This is a genomic window from Desulfitobacterium metallireducens DSM 15288 (assembly GCF_000231405.2).
Taxonomy (GTDB): domain Bacteria; phylum Bacillota; class Desulfitobacteriia; order Desulfitobacteriales; family Desulfitobacteriaceae; genus Desulfitobacterium_A; species Desulfitobacterium_A metallireducens.
In genome coordinates this window covers 265109-286831 of the sequence record NZ_CP007032.1, presented here as the reverse complement: position 1 = coordinate 286831, position 21723 = coordinate 265109, and the positions used below count along the sequence as shown (strand labels likewise).

25 protein-coding genes, 1 tRNA gene and 1 other annotated feature are annotated in these 21723 nt (G+C 43.3%); of the genes, 1 reads left to right on the top strand and 25 read right to left on the bottom strand.

Features of this window, described 5'->3' with window-relative positions; genetic code table 11:
* Positions 1–18: 18 nt before the first annotated feature.
* From secE to DESME_RS01250, 14 genes are all read right to left on the bottom strand, one after another.
* Positions 19–246: a preprotein translocase subunit SecE gene (secE, locus tag DESME_RS01315; RefSeq protein ID WP_006716322.1), complete on the bottom strand. Its 228-nt coding sequence runs from the start codon at positions 244–246 to the stop codon at positions 19–21.
* Positions 247–325: 79 nt separating this feature from the next.
* Positions 326–475 (bottom strand): 50S ribosomal protein L33, encoded by a 150-nt coding sequence (gene rpmG / locus DESME_RS01310; RefSeq protein ID WP_006716321.1) that lies wholly within the window; start codon positions 473–475, stop codon positions 326–328.
* Positions 476–778: 303 nt separating this feature from the next.
* Positions 779–853, bottom strand: a tRNA-Met gene (locus DESME_RS01305).
* A 188-nt stretch (positions 854–1041) separates the two neighbouring features.
* Positions 1042–1695 (bottom strand): RNA polymerase sporulation sigma factor SigH, encoded by a 654-nt coding sequence (sigH, locus tag DESME_RS01300; RefSeq protein WP_006716320.1) that lies wholly within the window; start codon positions 1693–1695, stop codon positions 1042–1044.
* Between the two features lie 100 nt (positions 1696–1795).
* Positions 1796–2551 carry a 23S rRNA (guanosine(2251)-2'-O)-methyltransferase RlmB gene (gene rlmB / locus DESME_RS01295; protein WP_006716319.1) on the bottom strand — a complete coding sequence of 252 codons (756 nt, stop codon included), beginning with the start codon at positions 2549–2551 and terminating at the stop codon, positions 1796–1798.
* 5 nt (positions 2552–2556) lie between these two features.
* Positions 2557–3240 (bottom strand): FAD-dependent thymidylate synthase, encoded by a 684-nt coding sequence (gene thyX, locus DESME_RS01290; RefSeq protein WP_006716318.1) that lies wholly within the window; start codon positions 3238–3240, stop codon positions 2557–2559.
* Positions 3241–3269: 29 nt separating this feature from the next.
* The gene (locus DESME_RS01285) at positions 3270–3683 is read right to left on the bottom strand and encodes a Mini-ribonuclease 3 (protein ID WP_006716317.1); all 414 of its coding nucleotides are present in this window, start codon (positions 3681–3683) and stop codon (positions 3270–3272) included.
* Between the two features lie 33 nt (positions 3684–3716).
* Entirely contained in the window at positions 3717–5153 is a 1437-nt protein-coding gene (gene cysS / locus DESME_RS01280; protein ID WP_006716316.1) for a cysteine--tRNA ligase, read from the bottom strand.
* Positions 5104–5826 (bottom strand): serine O-acetyltransferase, encoded by a 723-nt coding sequence (cysE, locus tag DESME_RS01275; RefSeq protein WP_006716315.1) that lies wholly within the window; start codon positions 5824–5826, stop codon positions 5104–5106. Before cysE ends, cysS begins: the two co-directional genes overlap by 50 nt.
* A 43-nt stretch (positions 5827–5869) precedes the next feature.
* Positions 5870–6084 (bottom strand) — a binding site (T-box leader).
* A gap of 77 nt (positions 6085–6161) precedes the next feature.
* Positions 6162–7616 (bottom strand): glutamate--tRNA ligase, encoded by a 1455-nt coding sequence (gltX, locus tag DESME_RS01270; protein WP_006716314.1) that lies wholly within the window; start codon positions 7614–7616, stop codon positions 6162–6164.
* A 4-nt stretch (positions 7617–7620) separates the two neighbouring features.
* Positions 7621–8115: a 2-C-methyl-D-erythritol 2,4-cyclodiphosphate synthase gene (ispF, locus tag DESME_RS01265; protein ID WP_006716313.1), complete on the bottom strand. Its 495-nt coding sequence runs from the start codon at positions 8113–8115 to the stop codon at positions 7621–7623.
* Between the two features lie 19 nt (positions 8116–8134).
* Positions 8135–8833, bottom strand: coding sequence for a 2-C-methyl-D-erythritol 4-phosphate cytidylyltransferase (gene ispD, locus DESME_RS01260; protein WP_006716312.1), 699 nt, complete (start codon positions 8831–8833; stop codon positions 8135–8137).
* Entirely contained in the window at positions 8826–9986 is a 1161-nt protein-coding gene (locus tag DESME_RS01255) for a PIN/TRAM domain-containing protein (protein ID WP_006716311.1), read from the bottom strand. Before DESME_RS01255 ends, ispD begins: the two co-directional genes overlap by 8 nt.
* Before the next feature lie 105 nt (positions 9987–10091).
* Positions 10092–10568: a CarD family transcriptional regulator gene (locus tag DESME_RS01250; RefSeq protein ID WP_006716310.1), complete on the bottom strand. Its 477-nt coding sequence runs from the start codon at positions 10566–10568 to the stop codon at positions 10092–10094.
* Between the two features lie 226 nt (positions 10569–10794).
* On the opposite strand from DESME_RS01250, the gene DESME_RS01245 reads away from it, so the two are divergent.
* Entirely contained in the window at positions 10795–11187 is a 393-nt protein-coding gene (locus tag DESME_RS01245; protein WP_006716309.1) for a nucleoside triphosphate pyrophosphohydrolase family protein, read from the top strand.
* 79 nt (positions 11188–11266) lie between these two features.
* On the opposite strand, the gene DESME_RS01240 is transcribed toward DESME_RS01245, so the two are convergent.
* From DESME_RS01240 to DESME_RS01190, 11 genes are all read right to left on the bottom strand, one after another.
* Positions 11267–12148 (bottom strand): YitT family protein, encoded by an 882-nt coding sequence (locus tag DESME_RS01240; RefSeq protein ID WP_006716308.1) that lies wholly within the window; start codon positions 12146–12148, stop codon positions 11267–11269.
* Positions 12149–12168: 20 nt separating this feature from the next.
* Positions 12169–13545, bottom strand: coding sequence for a DNA repair protein RadA (radA, locus tag DESME_RS01235; protein WP_006716307.1), 1377 nt, complete (start codon positions 13543–13545; stop codon positions 12169–12171).
* 137 nt (positions 13546–13682) lie between these two features.
* On the bottom strand, positions 13683–16154 hold the full coding sequence (locus tag DESME_RS01230) for an ATP-dependent Clp protease ATP-binding subunit (protein ID WP_006716306.1): 2472 nt from the start codon (positions 16152–16154) through the stop codon (positions 13683–13685).
* Between the two features lies 1 nt (position 16155).
* Positions 16156–17232, bottom strand: a complete 1077-nt coding sequence (locus tag DESME_RS01225; protein ID WP_006716305.1) for a protein arginine kinase — start codon at positions 17230–17232, stop codon at positions 16156–16158.
* On the bottom strand, positions 17232–17762 hold the full coding sequence (locus DESME_RS01220) for a UvrB/UvrC motif-containing protein (RefSeq protein ID WP_006716304.1): 531 nt from the start codon (positions 17760–17762) through the stop codon (positions 17232–17234). The genes DESME_RS01225 and DESME_RS01220 overlap by 1 nt, the downstream gene beginning before the upstream one ends.
* Before the next feature lie 22 nt (positions 17763–17784).
* Entirely contained in the window at positions 17785–18255 is a 471-nt protein-coding gene (locus tag DESME_RS01215) for a CtsR family transcriptional regulator (RefSeq protein WP_006716303.1), read from the bottom strand.
* A gap of 128 nt (positions 18256–18383) precedes the next feature.
* On the bottom strand, positions 18384–18734 hold the full coding sequence (locus DESME_RS01210; RefSeq protein ID WP_006716302.1) for a hypothetical protein: 351 nt from the start codon (positions 18732–18734) through the stop codon (positions 18384–18386).
* A gap of 120 nt (positions 18735–18854) precedes the next feature.
* Positions 18855–19283, bottom strand: coding sequence for a universal stress protein (locus DESME_RS01205; RefSeq protein ID WP_006716301.1), 429 nt, complete (start codon positions 19281–19283; stop codon positions 18855–18857).
* A 156-nt stretch (positions 19284–19439) separates the two neighbouring features.
* The gene (locus DESME_RS01200; protein WP_006716300.1) at positions 19440–20192 is read right to left on the bottom strand and encodes a formate dehydrogenase accessory protein FdhE domain-containing protein; all 753 of its coding nucleotides are present in this window, start codon (positions 20190–20192) and stop codon (positions 19440–19442) included.
* Positions 20193–20215: 23 nt separating this feature from the next.
* A complete protein-coding gene (locus tag DESME_RS01195; protein WP_006716299.1) occupies positions 20216–20911 on the bottom strand; it encodes a formate dehydrogenase subunit gamma in 696 nt (231 codons plus the stop codon).
* Entirely contained in the window at positions 20911–21723 is an 813-nt protein-coding gene (locus DESME_RS01190) for a 4Fe-4S dicluster domain-containing protein (protein ID WP_006716298.1), read from the bottom strand. Before DESME_RS01190 ends, DESME_RS01195 begins: the two co-directional genes overlap by 1 nt.

Sequence of the window (21723 nt, the reverse complement as noted above, 5' to 3'; positions counted from 1 at the left end):
GGCAACCTGTTCGAGAGCCTATCCGAGCAATTTTGTCATTAAGAAACTTAGCCCGCTATCGACAATCCAAAGTAACACAGCTACTATCACAACAGCCACCAAAACCACACCTGTATAGGTTAAAAGTTGTTGGCGATTCGGCCATTGTACCTTTTTCAGTTCGCTTATAACTCCCCTAAAATACTCTGTCGCCTTTTCGGTTGATTTTTGTCCAGAAGTATTTGTTGGTTTTTTTATAGCGCCCACTCGATCACATCCTTACAAGACATCTGTACCACCATACTCGACAACGCTTCCCGGCGTACAGCCGAATAATAAAAAAAAATTATTTGGTTTCCTTGTGGGTTGTGTGAGTCTTACAGAACTTACAATACTTTTTAAGCTCTATTCGGTCAGGATTATTTTTCTTGTTTTTCATCGTTGAATAGTTACGGTTTTTGCATTCCGTACATGCTAAATTAAGCGCGACACGCATTCACGAACACCTCCCTGGACAAAAACATATAACTCCGGATTTAATCCATGCTCAAATAATTTATCACAAGAGACTAGTCCTGTCAAGAAATAGAAGTTTTTTATACAACAAATAAGACAAAAATAAATAAGACAGCCAAGCTGCCCCCTACATCTCCATTATTGTACCGCATCCTTTGGATAATCACAAGACCTACCTATAGAAAAACACAATCTAGCTAGGATAGGCGTAATAAATCCATTGAATATTTGTCAAAAACAAAGTAGAAAACCCCGCAGCTTGTTCTACGGAGTTGATTATACTTGGTTGCGGGAGCCGGATTTGAACCGACGACCTTCGGGTTATGAGCCCGACGAGCTACCGCTGCTCCATCCCGCGATGTCAATTAAGAGGCACTTACCCTAGTATATACCTTTGGCTCTTAAAAATATACCTCTTTTGGGCAAAAACAGATAAAAAAATTCTTCGACGAAATCCGTCGAAAGAATTTATCCAAAATCTTACTTAAAATCCTAAGTACTTCAGCATAGAGGCTTTATGTCGTATTTCGTCATTCTGAGACACTTCTAGCCATTTCTTCTCTCTAGATATCGTTCAAGTTTTCTCTTAACCCGTTGGAGAGCATTGTCAATTGATTTAACGTGACGATGCAAATCTACTGCAATCTCTTGATATGATTTGCCTTCTAAATAAGACATCAATACTTTCCACTCTAAAGAACTTAGAATCTCGCCCATCTTTTCTTCAATATCATCATACTCTTCCTGGCTAATAATAAGCTCTTCTGGATCTGTAATTCGAGTTCCAGAAATCACATCAAGGAGAGTTCGATCCGAATCTTCATCATAGATTGGTTTATTCAATGATACATAAGAGTTAAGTGGAATGTGTTTTTGACGAGTTGCCGTTTTAATAGCAGTAATAATTTGGCGTGTTATGCACAACTCGGCAAAAGCCCGAAAAGAAGAGAGCTTATCACCGCGGAAATCCCGAATTGCTTTATAGAGCCCAATCATACCCTCCTGGATAATATCTTCGCGATCTGCGCCAATCAAAAAATATGATCGTGCCTTTGCTCTAACAAAATTCTTATACTTGTTAATTAAGTATTCGAGCGCTACGGCATCGCCTTCTTTGGCCAGCTCTACGATTTCTTCATCCGCTATGATTTCAATTGCATCGCACCCTTCAGATTCTTCAGGTTGGGCATTAAGATTCAAAGTGCTTCCCCCTTATCATGGTGATGAAGATAGCGTAATAATATATCACTCTTGTCCGCAAGCAATAACATTTTTATTATAACCGAGTGCTACGAAAAGCTCAAGGTGAAGTTTTGGCAGTACGTTGTCGAAGAACCTCATACAAAAGGATTGAACCGGCTACACTCGCGTTTAACGAATTAATCTTACCTTTCATGGGAAGACTCACGATTTCATCGCAGGCTTCCCGAACTAAGCGGCCAATCCCCTTGCCTTCACTTCCAATTACCAAAACTCTTGGGCCCGTTAAATCTGTCTGAGAGGCTTCTACTCCTCCAGCCTCAGCTCCTGCAATCCAACAGCCCTCTTTCTTTAACTCCTCTAGTGTTTGGACTAGATTCGTTTCACGAGCAACGAGCACATGCTCAACCGCTCCAGCTGAGGTTTTGGCTACAGTTCCTGTCAATCCTACACTTCGGCGTTTAGGAATAATGACACCATGGGCCCCAACCGCGTCAACTGTACGAATAAGTGCTCCAAGGTTATGGGGATCTTCAACCTCATCTAATACGAGGATGAACGGGTCTTCTCCCTTGGAACGTGCTAAACCTAAAATATCTTCCACTGTCGCGTACTCTCTTGGCGCAACATAGGCCAAAACACCCTGGTGTTTAGCATGAGCTGTCAGGCGATCCAGCGCTGATTTTTCGACAAACTGAAAAGGGATTCTTTTTTCTCGAGCAACTTCAACGAGTTCTTGAAAATTCGTCCCTGTTCCTTCGGATTGAAATAGGACTTTGTTGACGGGTTTATCCGCTTTTAAAAGTTCTCTAACTGAGTTGCGACCATAGATTATTTCGTCGTTTATTTCACTCATGAGCATTACTCCTTAGTTCGATTCTTAAGCGTCTTAATACGTCCGCAGCTCATCGCTCCCTCATGGCATACCCCTTGGGTAACACAGGTAGGCCCCGCTTCAGCAAAGAGGTTAGGAGCAACCTCCTGGACTAGCTGAAGCATCTTTTCAGCCATTTGGCGAATTTCCCATTGTGCACGCATACAAGTTCGATGCTCAAAGAAATTGAGCAGGGAGCGAGCGTTAAAAGTAGCCATTAACGAGGTCGTACAAGCATTAGGTAAAACATAACGTGCATCCTCTGCTGGAGCCACTTTGAGAAGTTCCTGATACTCTTCTTGCAAGGTTTGCATTACTTTTTCAAAGCGGACTAGAGCTTCAGGATTACGGCGAATACTAGGGGGGGTCACAAATTCAAACCCTGCTTCCTTAACATAACGCTGAGAACGTTGGGAATAGCTAGCAATGCGATGACGCACCAATTGATGCGATAAGGCTCTCGACACCCCATCAATAGAAAACTGAAAACTTACATGTTCAAAAGGAGAAAGATGTCCCATAGAATTTAGTTTACGCACAAAACCCGCGATTTTCTCATCCGTCAGCTTCTCCATAAGTTCTGGAACAGGATCAGCTGAGTAGCATAAACGCGCTGCAGCTGCAACGACCTTTTCTGGGTCTGGCGTATATTGAATTAACTCGACATTCACGTTTCATCCCTACTTTCTCTCGTCAACTTTCATCTTTTTTGTAAATTAGCTTCCACAGCTTTATGATTCTCAACAGCAGCATCAGCTTGATTAAAAGCCCAAACCATCCGGTCTTCTTGTCGAGTCAACTGCCAATACCCTACTAAAGCTTCAAAAGCTGTCGCATGACGATAGGTAATAACATCGGTGCTTTTGGGATGACCGCCTTTCGTATTTCTTCCCCGCATCACAACCTGAGTCTCTATCTCCGTCAATTCAGGCATTAATCCCTGTAACAACTGCGCCTGGGTTGATGCCCGGACATAATCTGTGGCTACATGATGTAAATCCTTAACTTTTTCGTATCCTAATTCAAGTAAATGTGTTCTAACCCATAGCTCATATACAGCATCCCCAAGATAGGCTAAGGTTAGAGCATTCATTTCCTGCCAACTTCTTGACATCTAGGCGGGCAAAAAGCCCTTTCCCCCTTTTATTTAACTCTTGATGGTCCATCGTGCCCCTTGAGGCGTATCTTCAAGCGCAATCCCAATCTCTTTTAACTGATCACGGATAAAGTCTGAGGTTTCCCAGTCCTTCTTCTGGCGTGCTTTCATCCGAACAGACAGCAATACCTCCATGACTTGGGTCAACTTTTCATCTTGAGCAACTTCTTGAGACTCTGGATGCTCTAAATCAAAGCCCAATACTCCTGCTAATTCCAGCAACGTCTCTCGTGCCTTCGCAAGTCCTGCCGAGGCATAAGGATAATCCTGAAGGAGGGTATTAATATGCTTGCCCAGTTCAAAAAGACTGGCGTAGGCTAAGGCTGAATTGAAATCATCATCCATAGCTGCTTCAAAATCTCGGTGTGCTGTCTCGGATGCTTTCACAAGTTCCTCGTTCATTTCCAGCTTAATTTCAACTGGACCTTTCTTGGTCAGAGCTTCCGCCGCTAAACGGATACTCGTTTGCAAGCGTTCCAATCCTTTTTGCGCCATTCGCAGATTTTCATCATCGAAATCGAGCGGACTCCGATAGTGCGTACTTAGCAAATAAAAACGAAGAACTTCCCCTGAGAAATGGTCTAGAATCTCACGAACAGTAAAGAAATTTCCTAACGACTTTGACATCTTTTGCTGATTAAAGGTTAAAAAAGCATTATGCATCCAGTAATGAGCAAAGGGTTTCCCCTCTAAATAACCTTCTGACTGAGCAATTTCATTTTCATGGTGCGGGAAAACAAGATCTCCTCCACCCCCATGAATATCAAAACCTGCTCCTAAATATTTTAGGGACATAGCTGTACACTCAATATGCCAACCTGGACGGCCTTCTCCCCAAGGACTTTTCCAAGAGGGTTCATCCGGTTTAGCCTTTTTCCAAAGCGCAAAATCCATCGGATGATTTTTCCGTTCATCTACATCCACACGAGCTCCTGCTTGCATATCCTCTAAGGAACGGCCAGAGAGTTTACCGTATTGAGGAAATTTGTCCACAGCAAAATAAACATCACCGTCTACTTCATAGGCAAGCCCTTTCGTAATAAGTCCTTGAATAATTTCAAGCATTTCAGGAATATGCTCTGTTGCCTTTGGATGGACGGTCGCAGGTAAAACATGAAGAGCTTTTGCATCCTTAAAATATTCTTCAATATACTTTCGGGAGAGAGTTAAGGGATCGACCCCTTCTTCTAAGCCACGCTTAATGATTTTATCATCCACATCGGTAAAATTCTGAACAAACGTTACATCATATTCTTTATACATCAAATAGCGTCGAATCATGTCAAACACAACGAGCATCCGCCCATTTCCGACATGAACATAATTATAAACAGTCGGTCCACAGGTATACATTGCGACCTTACCGCTCTCGCGAGGTTTAAACTCCTCTTTTTGATGACTCATCGTGTTGAATAATTTCAAAGACATCGTATTGATTCTCCTTTTCTTTTTGAGCTTTCTCTAGTACCTTCACTCGCTCCATAAGACATTTCAGCATTTCATGAACAGGGTCGGGAAGCTCTTCTTGTCTTACTGAAGATTTTTCTTCCAACTCCTCGATCTCAATATTATTAACCTTAATTCCTCTGTGTCTCACGATCGTTCCCGGTACTCCTACGACGGTCGAATCAGCCGGAACAGGCTTCGTTACAACAGAACCCGCCCCAATCTTGACATCATTCCCTATCTTGATCGAACCCAAAATTTTAGCGCCAGACCCAATAAAAACATTATTTCCTATCGTTGGATGTCGCTTCCCTTTCTCCTTACCTGTTCCGCCTAACGTTACCCCTTGATAAAGGGTAACATTATCCCCAACTTCTGCAGTTTCTCCAATAACCACGCCCATACCATGGTCAATAAAAAATCCCTGCCCTATCTTTGCACCCGGATGGATTTCAATTCCGGTTAAAAAACGGGAAAACTGAGAAATCCACCGTGCAAGGAGAAGATGATTTTTGTTATAAAGCCAATGTGCTAAACGGTGAAAAAGAATCGCATGAAAACCTGGATAGCACAATACGACTTCAATAATACTCCTTGCTGCTGGGTCACGATCAAAAATCACTTGAATATCTTGTCTGATTTGACGAAACATCATCCATCACCCTATCTTCCTAATAAAAAAAGAAACCCTTCATCTCATCAGAGACGAAGGATTTCCGTGGTTCCACTCTGTTTAAACAGGATAAACCTGTTTCTCTCAAGGCTTTAACGCAGCCGCTACGGATTTGAATACTTAACGTTTCTTCAGCTCCGTTCCAGGAGGCACTTCACAAGGTCCCTCAGAGATGGTTCCCACCAACCCATCCTCTCTTTGCATGCAGGGCCTTCCTACTTTTCCTATCATCACGTTTGCTCACCTTTTCAATTGTCTTGGTTCAGGCTTGAATAAAGTATAGGGAATCCTTGGCTTAATGTCAATGTCCGCTGAAATTAAAGATATTGGCCCGTAGCTTCTAACCGTTTTAATACATTCTCTCGTCCTAAAAGCGGAATGATATCATAGAGTTCAGGGCCATGCATTTGCCCGGTGAGCGCAATCCGAATTGGCATATAAACAAGCTTACCGCCGAGTTTTAACTCTTTCGTGATTTGCTTCAATAGAGGTTTAATTTCTTCAACGGTCACCTCTTCCAAAGCTTGAAGCTTGGTCTTAAAGAGTTCAAGCACCTCAGGCACCTGTTCCCCATGGAGAATGTCTAAAGCCTCGCCCTCAGGCGCAGGCGCCTCCGCACCATGAAAATACTGAACATACTCTTGCACCTGAGCCATATAGGAAAGATGATTGACAACAGCTTTGACAAAATGCAAGAGCCATGTTCTTTTCTCCTCTGGCAGCTCGCCCTGAGGCATAACCCCCATGTCTTGAAGGTAAGGAAGTGCAATCTCAGCCAAGCGTTCAGGAGAAGATTGCTTAATATATTGCGCGTTAATATAATTCAATTTATTCAAATCAAAAACAGCTGGACTCTTGGAAACACGGTCTAGTGAAAATATTTTTTCCAGTTCCTCGAGTGTAAAAAATTCTTCTTCTCCAGATGGTGCCCAGCCCATAAAAGCAATAAAGTTGACAACAGCTTCCGGTAAATACCCCTTTGCTTTGTAATCAATAACCGCAGTATCGCCATCCCGCTTGCTCATTTTATGTCCTTCCGTATTCAGGATTAGAGAAATATGAGCAAACTCTGGGGGAGTAAGGCCGAGCGCCTGATAGATCAACACTTGGCGAGGCGTATTGGAAAGATGTTCCTCCCCGCGTACGACATGGGTAATATGCATAGTTGAATCATCGATCACAACAGCATAATTATAGGTCGGAATACCGTCGGATTTAACAATAACGTAGTCTCCAATTCCATCGCTCTCAAAAACAACTTCTCCCCGGACTTGGTCATGAATCACGATTTGTTGGCCCTCTGGAACTCGAAAACGGACTACCGGTTTACGTCCCTCAGCTTCATACTTGGCCTTTTGTTCTTCTGTTAAGTGGCGGCATTTCCCCATATATCGCGGTGTTTCTCCCTTAGCAATCAGGGCTTGTCGCTCCTCTTCAATCTCTTCCTCCGAACAATAACAATAGTAAGCATGTCCGCTTTCTAACAGCTTTTTCGTATATTTGCGGTAAAGATCAAGTCTTTCCGTTTGACGATAAGGGCCATTTTCCCCGCCGGCTTCAATTCCTTCATCCCACTTAATATTTAACCAACGCAATGCTTCGAGAATATTATGCTCCGATTCCCGACTGGAACGTTCTAAGTCGGTATCCTCACTGCGTACGATGAATACTCCATTCTCACGACGAGCAAGTAAATAATTAAAAAGCGCTGAGCGTGCACCTCCGATATGTAAAGGTCCTGTAGGACTTGGCGCGAAACGAACTTTAATCATAATGTTATTGTTCCTCCTCTATTTTAACTAAGCTCACAATAGCCTGAGCACTGATGCCCTCTTCTCGGCCTTCAAAACCAAGATGTTCAGTCGTCGTTGCCTTAACTGAAATTTGATCCAATTTTACCTTCAGCGTTGCGGCTAACTTCTCCTGCATGGCAGGAATAAATCCTGCTAGCTTGGGACGCTGAGCAACAAGGATACAGTCTAAGTTTCCTAACTGATACCCTTTTTCATTAAGCAATCGCCTAACCTCTTCAAGTAAAGCTAGACTCGAAATTCCCCGAAAACGCTCATCTGTGTCAGGAAAATGTTTCCCAATATCCCCTAGAGCCAGAGCCCCGAGAAGTGCATCCATAATCGCATGGGTTAAAACATCTGCATCCGAATGTCCAAGCAACCCTCGCTCATATGGAATTTCAATTCCTCCCAGAATGAGAGGACGGTCTTCGACCAGAGCATGTACATCATAACCAATACCAACTCTAATCGTTCTCACTCCTTATTTTTTCCCAACTTCATCTTTTTCTCAATCGTTTTTTTAGAATACTCTCGGCTATCCACAGATCTTCTGGCGTTGTTATTTTAATATTTTCCAGCATTCCGTCAAGTACCTGTACCGGTTTTCCAAGCCATTCGACTAAACTGGCATCATCTGTCCCGAGAAAGCCTTCGATTGCACATTGACGGTGAGCATCCTCCAGCAACTCACGCTCAAAAATTTGAGGCGTCTGGACTGCTCTCAATCTTTCGCGGGGGGGTGTCTCAAGAACTTGCCCTTTTTCATCAACCCGTTTAATCGTATCCTTTAGCGGAATGGCCATAATTGCCGCACTATACTCTTCCGATTCTGTAAAAAAACGGTTTAACTCTTCTAACGTCAAAAGGGGGCGGGCTCCATCATGCACGGCAACCCGCTGGATCGCCGGATTCAGAGCCTTTACCCCCGCAAAAACTGATTCCTGGCGTTCTTTTCCGCCAAGAGTAACTTGTGAAACCTTTTTAATCTGATATTCCTGGATAAGTGTCCGGATATTCGCCAAATCCTCTTCTGAACCAACAACCACAATTTCCTCAACCTGGGAAGAAGCTTCAAAAAGAGCTAAGGTATGTGCCAAAATCGGCCGACCTGCAAGCGCTAAAAACAATTTGTTGCAGGCGGCCCCCATTCGTTTTCCTTGTCCAGCAGCAGGAATAACAACACCTATCCTAGCCAAGAAGGTTCACCTCATCCGTCGAGGAAAATTCCATCGACTTTTTTCCTGCTACCCCCTTCGGTTTTGCAAATATCATGCGGCCAGCTGCCGTTTGTAAAACACTCGTAACCAAGACCGTAATATGCTGTCCCATATAACGTCGTCCAGTATCGACTACAATCATCGTTCCATCATCAAGGTAAGCAACGCCTTGCCCAGGCTCTTTCCCTTCCTTCATCACTTGAACGAGCATTTCTTCACCTGGAAGCACAACTGGTTTTACTGCATTTGCTAATTCGTTGATGTTTAAGACCTTAACGCCTTGCAACTCAGCAACTTTATTCAAATTATAGTCATTCGTTAAAATCGGAGCTTCTAAAACCTGTCCTAATCGCACAAGTTTGCTATCCACCTCGGCAATATCTTCAAAATCCTGTTCATAGATCTCAACCTTGATGGCTGTTTCTTTTGAGATATGATTCAGAATATCAAGCCCACGACGTCCCCGATTCCTTTTGAGTAAATCTGAAGAATCGGCAATATGTCGAAGTTCCTCTAAGACAAAGCCAGGAATCAAGAGTACTCCCTCAACAAAACCCGTCTTAACGATATCTGCAATTCGACCATCGATAATAACACTTGTATCCAGGACCTTATAGTTTGTTTTTATTTGTTCCAGATTACGCTCGGCTTTAGCCTCTTTGATTTTTTCCGTTTTTTCCCCTCTGAAACGAGGGAAGACATTGAAAAATCCAAAGACTTCCTCTTTTCGTTTAACCCCAAGCATTAGGCCAAGATAACCCATTGAAAGGCTTATTAAAATAGATAAAGCTGGACCTAAGAAAGGAATTTGTGAAATAGTATCACTTAATAAACTAGCAATAATAAGTCCGATAATAACACCAAGCGCTCCACCCATCAAATCATGGGTGGGTATTTTCGTTAATCGAGCATCCATCCATCGCATCAGTACTAAAAAACCGCGAATACTTACTGGAGCGATTAGAAAGCCAATTACCGCAAACACAATCCCCATTATAATATAAGTCCAAATTGGAGATATTTGTCCTCCCAAAAAGTTAAATAGATTGAGTTTGAACAAAATTAAACCCACATAAAAACCCGCTCCGCCAAATACCAGTGTGATGATCCCGCGTATTAGATTGCGAATCATCGCATCACCTCCTTTAAACCATTTTATCCTTATTTTTACTAAAACTCTTACTCATTATACTCCTTAAACTCCGATTTACCGAATATTTTAGTACAGCTCTTATCTCTAGGCAAGCAATCCTTTAAGGCGTTGACGCATTTCTTCTTCATGGGATTCTTCAACTAAAACAAGCTCGCTCATCAGAATTTGATAGGCATTTTCATACATTTTCTTTTCTCCTGCGGAAAGGCCCTTCTCATGTTCACGTTGTGAAAGGCTTCGTACAACTTCCGCAACAGAAAAAATACTTCCGCTTTTGATTCGTTCAAGATTAGCCCGGTACCGTCGATTCCAGGCAAGGGTTGCGAGTTGGCTTTCATTCTCAAGAATTTTAAAGACGTCAGGGACTTCAGATGGGGAGATGATTTGACGAATTCCAAGTTGTTCAATATTGTTCATCGGAATGTAAACCTTCATGTTTCCTACAGGAATATGCATCACATAGTATTGCCGAGATTCACCGAGGACTTCCCGATCTTCAATCGCTTCAATGACCCCAGCGCCGTGCATCGGGTAAACTACTTTATCACCGATTCCAAACATGCTACCCACCCCCTGTGACTATTATAACAAGGTTTACCATACGGGTCAAAAAATTTATAAATTATAAAATAATATCACAGATAAGTCTAAGATGTCAATTACTCTCGTCAGATTCTTCACCTGATCTTAACTTATCCTTGATAATAACTTGCTCCCGTTGAAAATTGACAACTCCCCTAACGCATAGCTATAATGGAGGGGACAGAAAGGAGTGAGGATCGAGCCCATGGAAGAAATCACGGATCATTTTCAGAGTAGTGTCAAATCATTGCTCATTCGCCATCAAAGCATCTTAGATATCTTATCTAAGGGACAGGAGGCCTCCGCTCGTGTCAATCGAGCTGTCGTAAAGTCTATAACTAACTGTGGTTGCCTTGGAATCGATGCACATAAAAAACCGCTCCCAGAAGACGTAAGTATCCGCGACTTAAAGGAATTGCTCAATAGTCAACTCGATGGAAAGCTCTGCGATAATTGCAGAGATATCATACAAACAGAATTAGGAAAGCAGCTTTTTTATATTGCTGCCTTAGCGAATACACTGGATCTTTCCCTTGATGACATTATTGCCAAAGAGGAAAACAAACTTTCAACTTTAACTATTTTTAATTTAACTTAGATACTAAGGGTAATCCTTTAAGACTGAATGTGCTGGCAAGCTTTTTATATAAGCTTGCCAGCTTTTTATATAAGCCTCATTAATGAACATCCCGCTTTTTAAAATTTCCGCCTTTTACATCATTCATCGGACCAACAGCAAGGAAAGCTGTTTCATCAATATCTTCGATAATGGATTTTAACTTTGCTTCTTCCAGTCTGCTAATGACACAAAAGATAACTTTTTTGCCTTCTCCTGTGTAAGCCCCTTCTCCATTTAGGTATGTAACTCCGCGTCCAAGACGAGCCAATAGCGTTTCCCCAATTTCCGTATGCTTATCACTGATTATCCATACGGAACGAGACTCATCTAAACCTTCAATCGTAACATCAATCATTTTATAAGCGATGAAATAGGCGATTAATGAATACATAGCCCTATCAAATCCAAACACAAAGCCAGCACTCCCAAGAATAAAAAAGTTAAAAATCATAACCGTTTCGCCAATCGAAAAGGGCAGGTTTTTATTAATCAAAACGGCTACGATTTCAGTGCCATCCAGCGACCCCCCATATCTCAAAACCAATCCAACACCGATACCTAAAGTAATTCCACCAAATACTGAAGCTAATAGAAGATCATCTGTTACCCCAGGTACAGGATGAAGCATAAAGGTCCCAATTGACATCACAAGAATAGCAAAAAGAGTAGATAAAGCGAATGTCTTCCCAATTTGTTTGTAGCCGACGATAAGAAACGGCAGGTTTAAGAAAAATAGGAAAAGACCAAGGTCCCCTCCCGTTATATGAGAAAGCATAATTGAAACGCCAGTAATACCACCATCAATTATATGATTAGGGACAAGGAAAATTTCCAATCCTATAGCAACAAGGATAGCTCCTAAAAAAATGAGTAAACCTCTTTTTAAGATTTTAGCTACAGGAGTCTTTTTGTGTTGTACCTTCGCTTCTTGAACACTCAATAAGCTACCTCCTTTTGTATTTATTTTTTGAGTATGTCCTCAATAACCTCACGTAAAGTTCCCTTTTCAATTAATTCAATTTGCGTTAAACGCAACGATTTTTTAAGGGTATCCTTAGGAATATACGCTTTCTTAAAGCCCATCCTATCCAGTTCTCGAATTCGTGCTTCGAGTGCTGGAACCTTTTTCAGTTCCCCCGTCAACCCCACATCTGCTACAAAAACAGAATCTCCAGGGATGGGAACATCTTTTACTGAGGAGACAATACTTATGATCACCGCAAGATTAACCGCTTGCTCTTTAAGCTGCAGTCCACCCGTTGTTTTGATCACCACATTTTTATCGTATAAGTCGATTTTTCCCCTCTGCTCAAGAATAGAGACCAATGTATTTAACTGCTCTCGGCGCAAGCACTCCGAAATTCTTGAAGGGTAAGGCGTATAAGATTTAGAAACCAAACTCTCAACCTCAACAATAATCGGCCGAGTTCCTTCCTTCACTACAGTGAGCGCACTTCCACAGACTTTTTCGCCTTCCGCACGTGAAGTCATAAAGAACTCTGAAGGATTATCAATGGATAGCATTCCCTGTTCCGTCATAGAAAAGAATCCAATCTCCCCTGTGCTTCCAAATCGATTTTTTGAGCACCAGGCTGCTCTAAGTTCTTCTCCACTTTCACCATTCAAAATTAACACCGTATCCACAAGATGTTCTAAGGCCCTGAGGCCAGCCATTTCATCCTCTTTCGTCATCTGTCCCACCATAATCACTGCTCTGGGTCGCTCACTGCTTTTGGCCGTTCTAAGCAATTCATTGGCACATTCCATCGTTTGGACTGGTGATCCCGGACGTGAATTATATTCTTCTAAGGAAAAAGTCTGAATACTATCAATAATTACCAAATCAGGGTCAAGTTCCTCCACCGAAGCAAGAACATTGTTTAAGTGCGTATCGGAATGAATCCAAATATTACGCTTATTTCCTTTTAAAATCCGATCTGCCCTATTTTTGATCTGACTCTCGCTTTCTTCGGCTGAGGAATAAAGGACTTTATAACCTTGTGAGGCCACGTCATCCGCAACCTGCAAAAGCAAAGTCGATTTACCCGCACCCGGGCGGGCCGTTAGAATTGTGAGCGAGTCCTTGACGATCCCGCCACCAAGAACACGATTAAATTCCTGAATTCCCGTGACAATTCGATCACTGTTTCCTGATATGACTTCAGAAAGTTTTTTGGCCAAGGGCCTAGGTCGATTAGAAGGAGTCGAAGAACTTCCCTTAGGTTGATGAATAACTTCTTCAAAGGTATTCCAAGCTTCGCATTCCTGGCATTTTCCCATCCAACGTGGGCTTTCATAGCCACATTGAGAACAACGATAAATGACTTTTGTCTTCATAGAAACCTCCTTCCTTTTTTCTCTTCGCTTTCACAAGTCTGTATTCCTCCCCTTAGACTAGACAAAAGGAAGAAGAAAAGGAAATCCGGCTGCACGCTTCTATACGTGCATGGCCGGATTATTCTCTCATTAATGACTTATTTGCTTTTACTTTTACTTCTTGGTTTAACCTTGGTGAACTTCATCTTCCCCTCTTCAGCTTCCACGCGGATTTGATCGCCCGCTTTAAATTCACCCTGTAGAATCTTTTCAGACAAGCTATCTTCGATCAAACGTTGAATCGCACGTCGTAAAGGTCGAGCTCCATAAGTTGGATCATTTCCTTCCTTCGCAATGAGCTCAAGTGCACTCATTTCCACTTGAAGGTTAAACCCTTGTCCTTTAACCAGTTTGTTCACTTGCTTCATCAAAATCTCAGTCACTTTAACTAAGGCCTCTTTCGGAAGAGAATGAAAGACCACAAGTTCATCAACACGATTCAAGAACTCAGGACGGAACGTTTTTTTCAGTTCATCCATAACATTTCTGCGCATATTCTTATATTCTGTCTCTTCATCTCGGTGAGCAGCAAAGCCCATCGCTTCCTTATGAAGGAAGGAAGCTCCCACATTAGAGGTCATAATCACAACCGCATTACGAAAATCCACGGTCCGACCCTTCGTATCTGTAAGTCGTCCGTCTTCTAAAACTTGCAAGAGAATATTAAAGACATCGGGATGCGCTTTTTCAATTTCATCAAGCAAAATGACGCTATAAGGTTTCCGGCGAACCGCTTCGGTGAGTTGTCCCCCTTCATCATGTCCGATATATCCAGGAGGCGCTCCGACCAAACGAGACACCGCATGTTTCTCCATATACTCAGACATATCAATCCGAATCATAGCGTCTTCCTCACCAAAGAGGGCTTCTGCTAATGTACGCGCGAGTTCCGTCTTCCCAACCCCAGTCGGTCCAAGGAAAATGAAGGAACCAATCGGACGTTTAGGATCTTTCAAGCCTGCACGTGCCCGACGGACTGCTTTTGCCACTGCTGCCACAGCATCATCTTGGCCTACCACCCGCTCATGCAAGGTTTCTTCGAGGTGCAAGAGGCGATCGCCCTCTTCTTGCGCAATCTTTTTAACAGGAATCCCCGTCCAACTCGCCACGATTTGGGAGATATCATCTTCGGTGACACTTGATTTAGTAACGTCTCTCTGACTTTCCCAGTCAGAACGTTTTTGAGCTAAATCTTCCCTTAGCTCATGTTCCCGATCTCGAATTTCTGCAGCCTTTTCAAACTCTTGGGCTAAAACCGCTGCTTCTTTTTCCTTCTTCAGCCGTTCAACTTGTTCTTCCAGAGATTTCATATCCGGTGGAGCATTAAAGGTGTCCAAGCGGACGCGAGAAGCTGCTTCATCCATTAAATCAATCGCTTTATCTGGCAGGAATCGATCTGAAATATAACGATCAGATAAACGAACTGCTGCCTCAATGGCTTCATCCGTGATTTTTGTCCGGTGATGGGCTTCATAGCGATCACGAAGCCCTTTTAAGATTTCAACAGCCTGCTCAACCGTCGGTTCACCCACTGTAATCGGTTGGAAGCGGCGCTCTAAAGCAGCATCTTTCTCAATATACTTACGGTACTCATCCAGCGTTGTTGCCCCAATGCACTGCAATTCTCCACGGGCTAAAGCGGGCTTGAGAATATTCGCAGCATCGATCGCTCCTTCAGCGGCTCCAGCTCCAATCAAGGTATGCAATTCATCGATAAAGACAATTACATTTCCATCGATACGGATTTCCTCCATCACCTTTTTTAACCGCTCTTCAAATTCTCCACGATATTTACTCCCTGCCACTACCGAAGAAATATCAAGAGTAACTACACGTTTATTAGTCAAGGTTTCCGGAACTTTATTTTGGACGATACGCTGAGCTAAACTCTCAGCAATGGCAGTCTTTCCAACCCCTGGCTCACCTATGAGCACTGGATTATTCTTGGTGCGTCGACTTAAAATTTGAATCACTCGTTCCAGTTCACTTTCCCGGCCCACTACCGGATCGAGTTTTCCTTCCCGAGCTGATTGGGTAAGATCGCGTCCAAATTCATTGAGTGTTGGTGTATTCCCAGGACCCACATTTTTCCCTGTCGGCGCAGCATTCGCTCCAGCTGGCATCGAAGCATCCTCAGCCTCGCCTCCTAGCAGGCGAATAACTTGTTTCCAAATTTTTTCTGGGCTAACTCCCATATTGAGAAGCACCCGAGCCGCTACTCCTTCCCCTTCCATTAAAAGCCCCAGGAGCAAATGCTCTGTCCCAATATAATTCACACCTTGGCGACGAGCTTCTTCATTCGCAAGCTCGAGCACACGCTTCACCCGTGGCGTAAATCCTATTTCACCTGTATAGGGCTGACCGATGCCGACGAGAGATTCAATTTGTTCCTTGACTTTTTCCGGTTCAACATTGATTCCATTTAAGGCTTTGGCCGCAATTCCTTCACCTTCAGCAACTAAACCCAGCAAAATATGCTCAGTCCCCACAACATTATGCCCCATCCGTTGAGCTTCCTCTTTTGCTAAGTTTAAGACTTTAACCGCTCTTTCTGTATATCGCTCTGGCATTTTATTCACTCTCCTTTTTATCACTCAAATTTTGATCTCGTAAAACATCTCTTATAAGACGAGCACGTTCTTCATCTCTCTGTCCCGGATCTAATTCTCGATCCTGTAAGTACTGGAGATTACCGGGTAAAGAATCAACCAAAAGAGTAGGGAAACTCTTCTCCATCCTCGGCAGAAGACCCATGTCCACTCCCATTCGATCCAAAGACAAAAGGTGCATCGCATCCTCTGAGGTGAGCAAACGTGCATTCTCTAACGTCCCTCGAGCCCGCCAGACCTGATCTTCGACAACTAACTTCGCTCCACGTTGCAGCGCTTCTCGAGCATGAAGCTCGTGCTCTACAATCTGACCCGTCACAGCTTCCAAATGAGTCAAAATATCTTCTTCACTCTGTCCTAACGTGATTTGGTTAGAAACTTGGAAGAGATGTCCATAGGCCTGTGAGCCTTCACCGTAGAGACCTCGAACGGCTAGACCGAGATTCGTAAGAGAACCTAAAATTTGTTGAACTTGTTTTGTCATCACGAGCGCGGGTAGATGGACCATGGCTGAAGCCCGCATTCCTGTTCCAACATTTGTCGGGCAGGCTGTTAAATAACCCTGCGCTTCCTGATAGGCTATATCGAGTTGCTCTTCTAAAGAATCATCCATTAAATTCGCCAACCGATAACATTCTCTCAATTGGTTTCCCGGAAGAAGGGACTGTATTCGAATATGATCCTCTTCATTCACCATCACCGAGATACAATGATCCTCAGTTACCGCTACTCCACGCGACCCCTTGCTTTGCACAAGACCTGGACTGATTAAATGTTTCTCAATGAGGACTTGTTGCTCAATCAGGGATAGATCAGGAAGAGAAAAATACGTCAGTTGTTTACCCTCGACTTTAATATCCTTGATGACCTTTGCAATTTTCTCTTCTACTTCATGCGACTGTTCTGGCGATAAAATATGAGGGAAAGGTGTATTCTCCAAATTACGAGCTAAGCGTACACGGCTGCTTAAAACAACATCGGATTTACTGCTCTCTTTCATCCATTCACTTTGACCTAGCAAAAGCTCTTTTCTCTGCATTACTCCTCCCCTCCTTTTACTTGTTCCAATCTCTTAATCTCATCACGGACAAGGACAGCGCCTTCAAAGTCTTCCTTTTGAACAAGTTGCTGAAGTTTTTCCTTAAGCTTCGTTATCTCAACCTTTTCCCGAAGCTCCTTGCCTCGACGAGCGGGTATTTTCCCCGCATGTTGTCCCCCACCATGGATACGCCGCAGCAAAGGTTCTAACTGATCATTAAAGGTTTGATAACAAACATTACACCCCAGCTTTCCTGCCCGTGTAATTTGTGAAAAACTTATTCCACACTGTGGACACACCTTTTCTTGGGTCAAACTCTGCGCTTGATTCTTTCCCTGATTTTGTGTTGAAATTGTGAAGGCAAAGAGAGCTTGCAGAAAATCAGGAACGATATTTGGATTAATAACAAAATTCATTTCCTGCGTGTGATGCGCACAATGTTCGCAAAGATATACATTCTGGGTTTTCCCATTGATCGTCTTCGTTATCTGAACATTGGCTTCACGTTGTTGACACTTTTGGCAAAGCACTTTACCTCTCTCCTTTCACTTTTTAGATCAGATCCTCACGACTTAAAGTCGTTAAAATTCGTTTCATCATATGTGCTCTCAGAATATCCGGATGGAAAACGTCGTTATTTAAACTATCCGGATGAAGCATCGTCCGAATGAGTGCAGCTTCCCGACTAGAAACAACTTCTTCTTCTAAGAGCCTTTTAAGCAGTCCAAGAGCCCTCTCATATGTCAATTGGTCTCCAATCAACTGACGAATAAGACCTTGAAACTGACTATCCTGATTCCATCCTAAGCGAACGATTCGTAGATATCCTCCACCTCCCCGGCGGCTTTCAACTAAATACCCTCGCTCAACCGTGAACCGTGTTCCCAAGACATAATTGATTTGAGAAGGAGCACAAGAGAATTCCCCGGCTAGAACGCCCCGTTGGAGAACGACAAATCCTTCATCGGTTTCCTCCAAGATCTTTTTTAGATATGACTCGATGCGGTCCGCAAGATTGCTCATCGTGATCCACTCCTAAACTATGACGTTTTCTGACCTTATGACCTTCTTTGACCTTTAATATAATCTTACTCATAAAGACTAGAATTTGCAAGTTCTAAAAAAAATAATAAAAAATACTTCGCTCTCGCTTAACCCGCGAAAACGAAGTATGCCCATGTTGATACAGTAAGTAAGCCAACAGTTGCTAAAAGAAATACCACCGGTCTTCCCTCAAAAATATGAGGACTTATTTCTTGTTTATCTCCTAATAAAACACGATTCAATTCAGAACGCTCATGACTTTCCGTCTCTGAGGAACGCTTAATTTCTATCTTCTGATCTTGTGCAGTTTTTTGCGAGACAGATTCGTTCTGCTTTCGAGAGATTGCGGAGTTCCGCATTAGCGGATTTTCCTTTTCTTCGATATCCTGCCAGTGAATCATCCCTTTAAGCAAATAGCGAATTTCCTCTGTACTTAGTTCAATTTCCTTTTCCTTCATTCCGGACAGTCTCCTAGCTACAGTCGTTTATTGCTTTACACTTTTTGGTATTCGCGATAAACAAAGAAATCCCTGCCCAAAAGAGAAGGACCAAAGTCCCAAATTAGTATATAAATCGCTTTATTTCGTGATTAGGACGGGGCAGGTCGCTTTTACCAACACACGTTGGCTGACACTTCCGAAAACAGAGCCTGCAACGACACCATAACCATGACTACCCATGATAATAAGATCGATGTTCTCATTCTCAACTTCTTCAAGAATTCTACTCACCGGATGCCCTGCGGCTAACGCTGTTTTAATCTTTACCCCTTCAGTATTCATCCCTGCGAGCGTAGTTTCCAAAGCGATTTGTCCATTCTTATTCAATTCTTCTTGAGATACCGTGATTCCATAGGATACAGTGTAGCCCCAATAAGCTTGAGGAGTATAGGTGACATGAAATACTTCGACCTCCGCTTGAAGCGTTCGGGCCAAGTCAAGTGCTGTCTGTAAAGAGCGTTTGGAATAATCCGAAGCATCTGTGGGTACGAGAATTTTCTTAAACATAAAAATTCCTCCCTTTCTTTTAAACCTATTGCCCTTTAATTATATTTTATACCCAAAAACTGAATATTGCATCCTAATTTTAGCAAAAAAGGCTAAGGCCCTACAATTTAATGACTTTTATTTATTAATGGTAGGGTCTTAGCTTTCCTTTTTGACTTAAATTAAAATCTTCTTCTGGGCTTGTTCGTGAAGCCACTTCTCTGCAGCATAATTTAAGGGTAAGGTTCGAATATCCTCCCAACCCCAGTCCTCAACCCTCCGCTCTCGCAGATCTACTTCCTTGAAATCGCCACCGCACGCTTGGCAAACAACAATCTCAATTCCAGGAAAATCCTCATTTTTTAGATAGGTTTGATCTAAAGCTTCTTCACTCCCACAGTGAATACAGCCTACTCGTTTACCCGGCCATTCATGATCACAACGCGTGCAATGCAAAACCCGTTTTCCGATAGGAGGAACAAGCACAGACAGACCTGCAGCTTGCCCGCAGATAGGACACACCAGTCCACCCTCAGTTCCCGCCTTTTGACGTAGATTCTCCGGTAAACTTTGGCGAGCCAATCTAATCACGCCCGAAACAGCGAGGGTAAAATGGCTGAAAAGCTCTTGACTTTCAAGCTTTTGCTCTTGACGATAGTGGTTCCAGGAAGAATGAAGTTCCTCCAAAGGGCATAACCGCTCACTCGCTTCAAGTAAACGTTTCACCAGTTCCAGGACAGGCTCCTCAGGTAATCTGGATAAGCTAAAATAAGGATAATTCTTATCAGGAACTAAGCTTTGAGCCCAATACTGCCCCCGCTCCTCTTGCCATTGAAAAATCACGTTTTGCAGCTTCTGATAGACTTTATAAAATGCATCGATTTCCATAGCTTTATCTACTGTTGCATTAGACCCCTTTAGCTCCCCCACAATACGTCTCTCCTTTCAAATGCTCAATTTTGCCCCTTCTTCACCCGCTCATACCAAGCAGCATGATGGGCCTTAGCGAATTTCGAAGGCACATACCCATTCAGCATACCCGATAAAGAGACCCGTGAATCGGGATGCAAAAGTCCGAGATACATATGCCCAATCACAGCCGTCGTCATCATGAACATGGATAAATCATGAACAGGGTAAGCCCACCGAACGAGCGCTGGTGGAAAAACAGCAGGGAACCACATTACAACACCGCTCAGAGTGATAAAGATCGAGCCAAAAACCGTAAATAATGAATTGATCTTCTCTCCACCATTGTATTTGTCCTGGGCCGGATAATTTCCATGTCCTCCAAAGAACTCCTTCGGAAAAACACGGACATGTTGCCAGTCTGCTTTTGTAAAATGAAAAACCATTCTTAGCCATTCCCAATGATATTTGGGATTGCCGATGAAAAACATGGAACCCACCCCGACCACAAACAACACCGCCACGGTGCGATGAAGGATCCGAGCAACTTGAACTCCGCCAATTACCGCAAGCGCAGGTCGAATGGTGAGCGATAAGATTCCTAAGCCAGTAAAGAGAAGGAGAAAGAATGATACAGCATGGATCCAATGGCTTACGCGTTCACCCAAGGTAAACCGTAAAACCTTATCTGTCCCCGCTGGCTGTCCAAATTGTCCTTTCGTCTGTGTTTGAATTGACATTAGCGCTCGCCCCCTTCCTGCGTGTTTTGGTCTTCGGGTGGTTGATCACGATAAGATCCGCGAAGAAAGTGTCCTAAAACTCCGACCGCAACTGCCGCGGCTGCCCCTCCAACTGCCATTCCCCCAACGGGGCGAACCACGTCTTTCCATAGGGTAAGGGAAAGCGGCGTCTGTGGATTAACCGGCAAACCATAGACCTCTGGATCATTAAGAAGAAGATAGACGAAAGTCGTCCCCCCCATCTCTGTTTCTCCATAGATTCGCGCCTTAGGATGGGTCTTCTGAACTTCTGCTAGTCTTTTCTTAGCTTCCGCCATCAGCGTCTCCCGCTCCCCGAATTTAAGCGTACCCGGCTGGCAAGTGGCCACACAGGAAGGGATTAAACCATTTTCAACCCGATCAATACAGCCCGTACATTTATGTGCTTTTTTTGCTGTCTTATCCAGTTGAGGGACACCAAAAGGGCAGTTCTCTACGCAGTACCCGCACCCGATGCACAGATCCTGGTTAATCACAACATACCCAGAATCCGTCTTACTAATCGCCTTGGACGAACAAGATTTCAGGCAGGCTGGCTCAGCACAATGGAAGCATTGAGCTTTGCGCATATACCAATTCATCTTTTGGCTTTCATACTTTTCCGTAAATGTGATAAACGTCCAGGTCTTAGGAGTGAAATCTTTCATCGTCTGATAACTCGTGACAAGTTGGGTCTTCTCAGCAGGGAGTTCATTCCATTCCTTACAAGCCACTGTACACGCTTTACAACCCGTGCATTTGGACGTATCGACAAAAACCATTTTTCGTGACAT

Coding starts and splice junctions, on each gene's coding strand:
- rpmG (WP_006716321.1), bottom strand. CDS start 475: ATGCGTGTCGCGCTTAATTTAGCATGTACGGAATGCAAAAACCGTAAC.
- rlmB (WP_006716319.1), bottom strand. CDS start 2,551: ATGAGTGAAATAAACGACGAAATAATCTATGGTCGCAACTCAGTTAGA.
- DESME_RS01285 (WP_006716317.1), bottom strand. CDS start 3,683: ATGTCAAGAAGTTGGCAGGAAATGAATGCTCTAACCTTAGCCTATCTT.
- cysS (WP_006716316.1), bottom strand. CDS start 5,153: ATGTCTTTGAAATTATTCAACACGATGAGTCATCAAAAAGAGGAGTTT.
- cysE (WP_006716315.1), bottom strand. CDS start 5,826: ATGATGTTTCGTCAAATCAGACAAGATATTCAAGTGATTTTTGATCGT.
- gltX (WP_006716314.1), bottom strand. CDS start 7,616: ATGATTAAAGTTCGTTTCGCGCCAAGTCCTACAGGACCTTTACATATC.
- DESME_RS01255 (WP_006716311.1), bottom strand. CDS start 9,986: ATGATTCGCAATCTAATACGCGGGATCATCACACTGGTATTTGGCGGA.
- DESME_RS01250 (WP_006716310.1), bottom strand. CDS start 10,568: ATGTTTGGAATCGGTGATAAAGTAGTTTACCCGATGCACGGCGCTGGG.
- DESME_RS01245 (WP_006716309.1), top strand. CDS start 10,795: ATGGAAGAAATCACGGATCATTTTCAGAGTAGTGTCAAATCATTGCTC.
- radA (WP_006716307.1), bottom strand. CDS start 13,545: ATGAAGACAAAAGTCATTTATCGTTGTTCTCAATGTGGCTATGAAAGC.
- DESME_RS01230 (WP_006716306.1), bottom strand. CDS start 16,154: ATGCCAGAGCGATATACAGAAAGAGCGGTTAAAGTCTTAAACTTAGCA.
- DESME_RS01225 (WP_006716305.1), bottom strand. CDS start 17,232: ATGCAGAGAAAAGAGCTTTTGCTAGGTCAAAGTGAATGGATGAAAGAG.
- DESME_RS01215 (WP_006716303.1), bottom strand. CDS start 18,255: ATGAGCAATCTTGCGGACCGCATCGAGTCATATCTAAAAAAGATCTTG.
- DESME_RS01210 (WP_006716302.1), bottom strand. CDS start 18,734: ATGAAGGAAAAGGAAATTGAACTAAGTACAGAGGAAATTCGCTATTTG.
- DESME_RS01205 (WP_006716301.1), bottom strand. CDS start 19,283: ATGTTTAAGAAAATTCTCGTACCCACAGATGCTTCGGATTATTCCAAA.
- DESME_RS01195 (WP_006716299.1), bottom strand. CDS start 20,911: ATGTCAATTCAAACACAGACGAAAGGACAATTTGGACAGCCAGCGGGG.
- DESME_RS01190 (WP_006716298.1), bottom strand. CDS start 21,723: ATGTCACGAAAAATGGTTTTTGTCGATACGTCCAAATGCACGGGTTGT.